General features: G+C 73.9%; 8 protein-coding genes. 4 read left to right on the top strand and 4 right to left on the bottom strand.

Going from position 1 to position 6,784, the window contains the following annotated elements; translation table 11 throughout:
- Window positions 1–1,377 (top strand): GH1 family beta-glucosidase (locus AOK09_RS25355; RefSeq protein ID WP_055589557.1); only part of this gene is annotated, 1,377 nt, incomplete at its 5' end.
- Window positions 1,378–1,621: 244 nt separating this feature from the next.
- Window positions 1,622–1,933: a hypothetical protein gene (locus AOK09_RS25350; protein WP_055589556.1), complete on the top strand. Its 312-nt coding sequence runs from the start codon at window positions 1,622–1,624 to the stop codon at window positions 1,931–1,933.
- Here AOK09_RS25350 and AOK09_RS25345 read toward each other — a convergent pair.
- Both AOK09_RS25345 and AOK09_RS25340 read right to left on the bottom strand, forming a co-directional pair.
- Complete coding sequence (locus AOK09_RS25345; RefSeq protein WP_055589555.1) at window positions 1,921–2,790, bottom strand: spermidine synthase; 870 nt, start codon at window positions 2,788–2,790, stop codon at window positions 1,921–1,923. The two genes, AOK09_RS25350 and AOK09_RS25345, sit on opposite strands and share 13 nt — an antisense overlap.
- Before the next feature lie 33 nt (window positions 2,791–2,823).
- Window positions 2,824–3,237 carry a hypothetical protein gene (locus tag AOK09_RS25340; protein WP_245687473.1) on the bottom strand — a complete coding sequence of 138 codons (414 nt, stop codon included), beginning with the start codon at window positions 3,235–3,237 and terminating at the stop codon, window positions 2,824–2,826.
- A gap of 276 nt (window positions 3,238–3,513) precedes the next feature.
- Here AOK09_RS25340 and AOK09_RS25335 point away from each other — a divergent pair, with 276 nt between their 5' ends.
- Window positions 3,514–4,866, top strand: a complete 1,353-nt coding sequence (locus AOK09_RS25335) for a hypothetical protein (RefSeq protein ID WP_055589554.1) — start codon at window positions 3,514–3,516, stop codon at window positions 4,864–4,866.
- Between the two features lie 9 nt (window positions 4,867–4,875).
- Here AOK09_RS25335 and AOK09_RS25330 read toward each other — a convergent pair whose 3' ends face one another.
- Window positions 4,876–5,514, bottom strand: coding sequence for a histidine phosphatase family protein (locus AOK09_RS25330; protein WP_055589553.1), 639 nt, complete (start codon window positions 5,512–5,514; stop codon window positions 4,876–4,878).
- 15 nt (window positions 5,515–5,529) lie between these two features.
- On the bottom strand, window positions 5,530–6,273 hold the full coding sequence (locus AOK09_RS25325) for a TetR/AcrR family transcriptional regulator (protein ID WP_055589552.1): 744 nt from the start codon (window positions 6,271–6,273) through the stop codon (window positions 5,530–5,532).
- A gap of 136 nt (window positions 6,274–6,409) precedes the next feature.
- On the opposite strand from AOK09_RS25325, the gene AOK09_RS25320 reads away from it, so the two are divergent.
- A partial coding sequence (locus tag AOK09_RS25320) for a phosphatase PAP2 family protein (protein WP_169797065.1) occupies window positions 6,410–6,784 on the top strand: 375 nt, incomplete at its 3' end.

Genomic DNA, 6,784 nt, shown 5'->3' with positions numbered 1-6,784 from the left:
TACCAGATCGAGGGCGCGGCGGCCGAGGACGGGCGCACCCCCTCGATCTGGGACACTTTCAGCCACACGCCCGGCAAGGTCCGCAACGGCGACAACGGCGACATCGCCGCCGACCACTACCACCGCTTCCGCGACGACGTGGCGCTGATGTCCGACCTCGGGCTCAACGCCTACCGCTTCTCCGTCTCCTGGCCCCGGGTCCAGCCCACCGGCCGCGGCCCCGCCGTCGAGCGCGGCCTGGACTTCTACCGGGCCCTGGCCGACGAGCTGCTGGAGAAGGGCATCACCCCGGTCGCCACCCTCTACCACTGGGACCTGCCCCAGGAGCTGGAGGACGCCGGCGGCTGGCCCAACCGCGACACCGCCGAGCGGTTCGCCGACTACGCCGCCATCGTGGCCGAGGCGCTGGGCGACCGCATCAAGATCTGGACCACCTTCAACGAGCCGTGGTGCTCGGCCTTCCTGGGCTACGGATCCGGTGTTCACGCACCCGGACGCACCGAGCCCGACGCCGCCCTCAAGGCCGCCCACCACCTCAACCTCGCCCATGGCCGGGCGATCGGGGTTCTGCGCTCTTCACTCCCCGCTACCGCGCAGACCTCGATCACCCTGAACCTGCACCAGGTGCGCCCGCTGACCGACTCGCTCGGCGACCTGGACGCGGCCCGGCGCATCGACGCCGTCGGCAACCGCATCTTCACCGGCCCGCTGCTCAAGGGTGCGTACCCCGCGGACCTGATGGAGGACACCGCCCACCTGGTGAACTGGGACACCCTGGTCCAGGCCGGCGACCTGGCGGAGATCTCCCGCCCCATCGACCTGCTGGGCATCAACTACTACACCCCGACCCTGGTCTCCGCGCCCGACGGCTCGGTCTCCGGCGGCGAGGCCTCCCGCAACGACGCCCACGGCAAGAGCGACCACTCCCCGTGGCCCGGCTCCGAGCAGGTGGTCTTCCACCTGCCTCCGGGCGAGGTCACCGCGATGGGCTGGGCGATCGACGACAGCGGCCTCTACGACCTGCTGCGCGATGTCAGCCGGGAGAACCCCGACCTGCCGCTGATGGTCACCGAGAACGGCGCCGCCTTCGACGACTACGTCGACCCCAAGGGCAACGTCAACGACCCCGAGCGCATCGCCTATGTGCACGCCCACCTCTCGGCCGTGCACCGCGCGATCGCCGACGGCTCCGACATCCGCGGCTACTTCCTCTGGTCGCTGATGGACAACTTCGAGTGGGCGTACGGCTACGGCAAGCGCTTCGGCGCAGTGTACGTGGACTACGCAACCCAGCGCCGGATCCCCAAGGCCAGCGCCCGCTGGTACGCGGACGTCATCCGGCGCCACGGACTCCCTCCGGTCGACGGCCTGGCGTAGGCAGGAGGGAAGGCCGACGGGGAGCCATGGAGGGCTGACACCCCGTCGTACGGGCGGGCGCGGCGGCTGTGAGGGGATCGCTGCGCCCGCCCTGCCATGTCCGGGGACGGCAACCCGTTCAGGGACGGCGACCGACGCCGTTGCGGGACGGCGACCGACCCCGTTGCGGGACGACGGCCCACCGGGCCGCAACCCCCCACCGCCGGCCGTGACTTCACCCGGTCGGCGGTCGTTCTCCCCTCACGTGAGAGACCTTCTGCGGACGCCCCGCGTCCACCGCCTGCTCATAGCCGCCGCCGTCCTGCTGATGCTCGGCGCGGTCGTCCTGACGACCGGTCGTCCGGCGGCCGCGCGGCAGGAGCCCGCGCACAGCAACGACGCCCTGCCCACCGCCCCGCAGGCCCCGTACAGGGCGGGAGCCGCCGTGATCGCGCCCATCGTGGCGGGCCTGCTGCTCACCGCCTACGCGGCCTACCGCCACCGCGGACTGCCGGGCGGGCAGCATGCGGCATCGCCGGGCGGCTCCCGACGGGACGGCAGCGGTCAGCAGAGCTGAAAGGTGCCGGGAGGCGGAGCCGGGGAGGGTACGGCCGTGGTGTCGGTGGCCGGGGCGGCGCCCCCGGTGAAGTCGGCCAGTGCACGGCCGTGCTCCACCCTTCCGGGGAAGGGGTCGGCTGCGGTGCGGCGGGTCAGCTCGGCCAGCGGCAGCGGACGGTGCGCCGCCACCAGCAGCAGGTTGCCGAAGCGCCGGCCGCGCAGCACAGCGGGATCACCGATCAGGCACACCTCGGGGAAGACCGCCAGCAGGGTGGCGACCTGGGACCGGGTGAAGGCGAGGGGTGCACCGTCCGCGATGTTGGCCGCATAGAGGCCGCCCGGGGCCAGCGCCCGCCAGGCCAGCGCCGCGAACTCGGCGGTGGCGCAGTGGGCGGGCACCTGCGCGCCGCTGAACACATCGGCGATCACCAGGTCCGCGGTGCCCTCCGGCGCCCGCCCCAGCACGGCGCGCGCATCCGCGCTGCGGACCTTCACCTGCCAGCCGCGCTGCAGCGGCAGTTCGGCGCGCACCAGCTCGGTGAGCGCGGTGTCGATCTCGGCGACCTGCTGCCGGGAGCGGGGCCGGGTGGCGGCGACATAGCGGGCCAGGGTGAGGGCTCCGCCGCCGAGGTGGAGCGCGGTCAGCGGCCGGCCGGACGGGGCCGCGAGATCGGCGACGTGGCCGAGCCTGCGCTGGTACTCGAAGGCCAGGTGCGCGGGGTCGGCCAGGTCGACGTGCGACTGCGGGGCGCCGTCCAGCAGCAGGGTCCAGCCGTGCGGGCGGTCGCGGTCGGGCACCAGCTCGGCCAGGGCGGAGTCGGTACGCCGGCGCACGGTCTCTCGGGTGCGGTCCTCCGCCGCTCTGCTGCGTCCCATGCAGTCCAGTATGAGGAACCGCCCGGTGGCCGGTCAGTAGGGGCCGAAGCCGCCCGCCATCAGGGTGCCGGAGGCTTCGCAGAGGACGGAACGCAGCACCCAGGGGTCGGTGGCGCGCAGCGTGCCGTCCGCCGCCAGGGGGGCCAGCAGCCAGCCGCCTTCCGGGGCGGCGGTGGCACCCGGGGTGCAGCAGCTGCCGGGGAGGTGCCAGCGCTGGGCGGTGCCGGGCGGTACCAGGAACAGCAGCCGGGTGCCTCCGGGGTCGCCGAGCACGGCTCCGCAGGCGCCGCGCAGCCTGAGGATGTCCACGGTCTCCAGGCCGTGGCGCAGCGGGACGGCGACCGTGTCGTAGGGCAGCGTCTCGGGGGCGGGGCTCGTCCGCCGGACGGCGGCGCGCAGGCCGTCCACCACCGCGGGGGGGAGCAGGGCCCCGCCCGTCTGTGGCACTGACTGCGGCACTCCGGCGCCCATGCGCACCTCCAGCTGTCGACGGCCGAGCTCCTCTTGCCAGCTCTCCTCTTTCCAGCTCAACGTGACGGGACCCGGTGCGGCCACGGGGCGAGGGCGGGCAGGGTATGGCATTTCATGGCGGATGCGCCGTGTCATGTCCGTTTTGTGGCGAAACTCTGCGTGTTCGAATCCTCACTCCCGGTACTGTCGAGGCGTCCATCCGGCCGCAGCGCGCGGCCACGGCGGACCCAGCAGCCTCCGGGGAGCAGAACCATGGCACCCACCCGTCCCCACGACCCGGCGGACCGGCCCCCGGCCAACCGCGTCATGCGCGAGCTGCGCGGCGACCTCTCCCCGGGGGAGTTCGCCGCGCAGGTCCGCCGGGCGGGCCGGGAGATCGGCGAGCTGGTCTCCTGCGACGCCCGGTATGTCGGGCGGGTGGAGGCCGGCGAGATCCGCTGTCCCAACTACGCCTACGAGCGGGTGTTCCGGCACATGTACCCGGACCGCTCGCTCACCGATCTCGGCTTCGCCCCGCGCGGCTCGGTACGCCGCAGGGTGAACCCCCCGCGGGCCGGCGGCGTAGTACCGGTCGGCCCCCAGCACCGCAGCAGCGACGAGGAGAACGACGACGTGCATCGCCGCACGTTCATGGCAGGCGGCCCGGCCGCCCTGGTGACGGCGCTCGGCCTGGACCTGCCGGCGTACGCCGAGCCGGGCGCGCCCCGGCGGGTGGGCGCCGAGGAGGTCGGCGGGGTCGAGCAGGCCGTCCGGCGGATCCGGCTGCTGGACGACCGGCAGGGCGCCGACGCGCTCTTCGAGACGGCCGGACGCTCCCTGCGCAGCGCCTATCTGCTGCTCAACACCGGCAGCTACAGCGAGTCCACCGAGCGCAGGCTGCAGTCCGGCGCCGGCGAGCTGGCCATCTCGGTGGGCTGGCTGGCCCATGACTCGGGCCGTCTCGCCGACGCCCGGTCCTTCTACGCGGAGGCGCTGGCCACCGCACGGATGGCCGACGACCCCGCGCTGGAGGCGCACGCCTTCTGCAACAGCGCCTTTCTGGCCCGCGACGCCGGCCGCCCCCGGGAGGCGGTCCGCGCCGCCCAGGCCGCGCAGCAGGCGGCGGCCCAGGTGGGCTCGGACCGCCTGATGTCGCTGCTGGCCATGCGGGAGGCGGGCGGCTGGGCCGTGCTGCGGGAGCGCCGCTCCTGCGAGCGGGCGCTGCTGCGGGCCCAGCAGCTCTTCGACCGGGGCGGCTGCGACGCCGACCCGGAGTGGATGTCCTTCTACGGCCGCGCGGAGATCACCGGTCTGGAGGCGCAGTGCTGGTCGGCACTGGGCGACTGGGACCGGGCGGCCGAGCAGGCCCTGCTGGCGATGGACCTGCAGGAGCCGCACTTCGTCCGCAACCGCGCCCTGTACACCGCGGAGCTGGCCCATGACCAGCTGGGCCGCGGCGACCTGGCGGCCGCCGCGACCAGCGGCACTCAGGCGCTGGACCTGCTGCAGGAGGTCCGCTCGGCCCGGATCCGGTCCATGCTGGCCGGCACCGCGGGCCGGCTGCGCCGCCACCGCGACGTACCGGAGGTCGCCAGTTTCGTGGAGCGCTACGACATCGCCGGCTGAGCGGGGCCGTCAGGCCAGGTGGGAGGTGTCGTTCCAGACCTCCACGGCGGGCGCCGCGTACTCCCAGCCGAGCACGCAGAGCGCGGCGGCACCGAGCTTGAGGCGCTGGCCCCACTGCGGCTGCAGGCCCAGCCAGCGGGCCGCGAGGATGCGCAGCAGGTGGCCGTGGGCGAAGACCACCACGGTGCGGTCGGCGCAGTCCATGGTGACGGTGTCGTGCTCGGGGCGGCCGTGCTCGTCGCAGATCCGGTCCAGGAAGCCGTCCGCGCGGGCGGCCACCTGGTCGATGGTCTCGCCGCCGGGGACGCCGTCCCGCCAGATCACCCATCCGGGGTGGCCGTCGGCCCGGATGGCGTCACCGGTACGGCCCTCGAAGGCGCCGTAGTCCCACTCCATCAGCATCGGGTCCGCCACCGCCCGGTCGCCGAGGCCGGCCAGCTCACAGGTCTCCCGGGCACGCGCGAGGGGGCTGGTGAAGACCAGCGCGTCCGGCAGGCCGTCCCAGGGAGACCGTTTGAGGCGCTCGCCGAGGGCGCGCGCCATGTGGCGGCCCTCCTCGGTCAGCGGGATGTCGGTGCGGCCGGTGTGACGGCCAGTGGCGGACCATTCGGTCTCGCCATGGCGGACAAGGACGATACGGGCTGGCATGGGGGCCGGGCCTCCTCAGTCGGACTGTGCGGGCGGGGCCCCGTCATCGCGGCCCGCTGCCTCCCATGATCCCGCAGTCCGCAGACCAGCGAGGATCAGGTCCAGCCCGAAGGCGTACTGGGTGGTGCTCTCCTGGGCTGCGGCGAGTTCCGGCGCCAGGTCGACGATCAGTGGGAAGTCCTCGGCGGACAGCGACTCCAGCCGGGCCTGGAAGCGCCGCCGCTGCTCCGCGTCGGTGCAGCGGGTGCGGCCGGCCCGCAGCGCGGCGCCCACGGTGTACTGGACCAGCGCGGTCTGGGCGCGGGCGGCCTCCTCCCGGCCGATGCCGGCTCCGCGCAGCAGCCCCAGCATGTGCTCCATGGTGGCGACCGCCCCGACCGCCGGGCCCTGCTCGGCGGGCCGTTCGGCGCGGTGCTGCTCGGCGAGGAGCTGGAGTACCGAGGGGCGTCCGGTGAAGAGCTGGTACAGGCCGAGGCACGCCTCGCGCAGCTGCCGGTGCCAGGGGCCACCGGTGCGCGGGGGCGGCGCGTATCTGCCGAACACCCGGTCGCGGGCCGCGCAGAAGAGCTCCTCCTTGGAGCGGAAGTACGTGTAGAGCGCCATGGTGCCCACCCCGAGCTCCTCGGCGAGGGCTCGCATGGAGAAGGCGTCGAGACCGCGCTCGTCGAGGAGACGCAGGGCGGTGTCGAGGATCAGGTCGGCGCTGAGGGTGTTGCGCGGGGTCCGCGGACGACGGCCCGTGTCGCTCTGTTCGGACATGGTGATGGCTGCTGTCGCTGAGGGTGCCGATCGCGTTCCCCGTACCCGGACATCGACTCCGGGCCGCTGGCGGCCGTCTCTAACGTACAGCGTACGGTAGGGCCTACGCTGCACCCGTCGTCCGGAGTTCACCTTCATGTCATCGCAAGCTGCGCGCCGCCCGCCCGCGGACCCGCCTCGCCACTGGTGGCGGGAGCTGCTGCTGCTGGCGCTGATCTACGCCGCGTACGACGGAAGCCGGCTGGTGGTCGCCGGCGACCTGCAGGAGGCCCTGCGCAACGGGCACGCCCTGCTCAGGGCCGAGAGCTGGCTGCACCTGGCACCCGAGCACTGGCTCAACGCCGTCTTCACCCGCCACAGCTGGCTGGCCATACCGGCCGACTTCAGCTACGCCACACTGCACTACCTGGTCACCCCCGCGGTGCTGGTCTGGATGTGGCGGCGGCACCGCGAGCACTACCGCAGGGCCCGGACCTGGCTCGGCATATCCACCGTGCTGGGCCTGGTGGGC

Source organism: Peterkaempfera griseoplana (genome assembly GCF_001418575.1).
GTDB lineage: Bacteria > Actinomycetota > Actinomycetes > Streptomycetales > Streptomycetaceae > Peterkaempfera > Peterkaempfera griseoplana.
The sequence above is the reverse complement of the archived record's forward strand: the minus strand, read 5'-3'. Positions and strand labels throughout refer to the sequence as shown.

Coding starts and splice junctions, on each gene's coding strand:
- AOK09_RS25345 (WP_055589555.1), bottom strand. CDS start 2,790: ATGGGACGCAGCAGAGCGGCGGAGGACCGCACCCGAGAGACCGTGCGC.
- AOK09_RS25335 (WP_055589554.1), top strand. CDS start 3,514: ATGGCACCCACCCGTCCCCACGACCCGGCGGACCGGCCCCCGGCCAAC.
- AOK09_RS25330 (WP_055589553.1), bottom strand. CDS start 5,514: ATGCCAGCCCGTATCGTCCTTGTCCGCCATGGCGAGACCGAATGGTCC.
- AOK09_RS25325 (WP_055589552.1), bottom strand. CDS start 6,273: ATGTCCGAACAGAGCGACACGGGCCGTCGTCCGCGGACCCCGCGCAAC.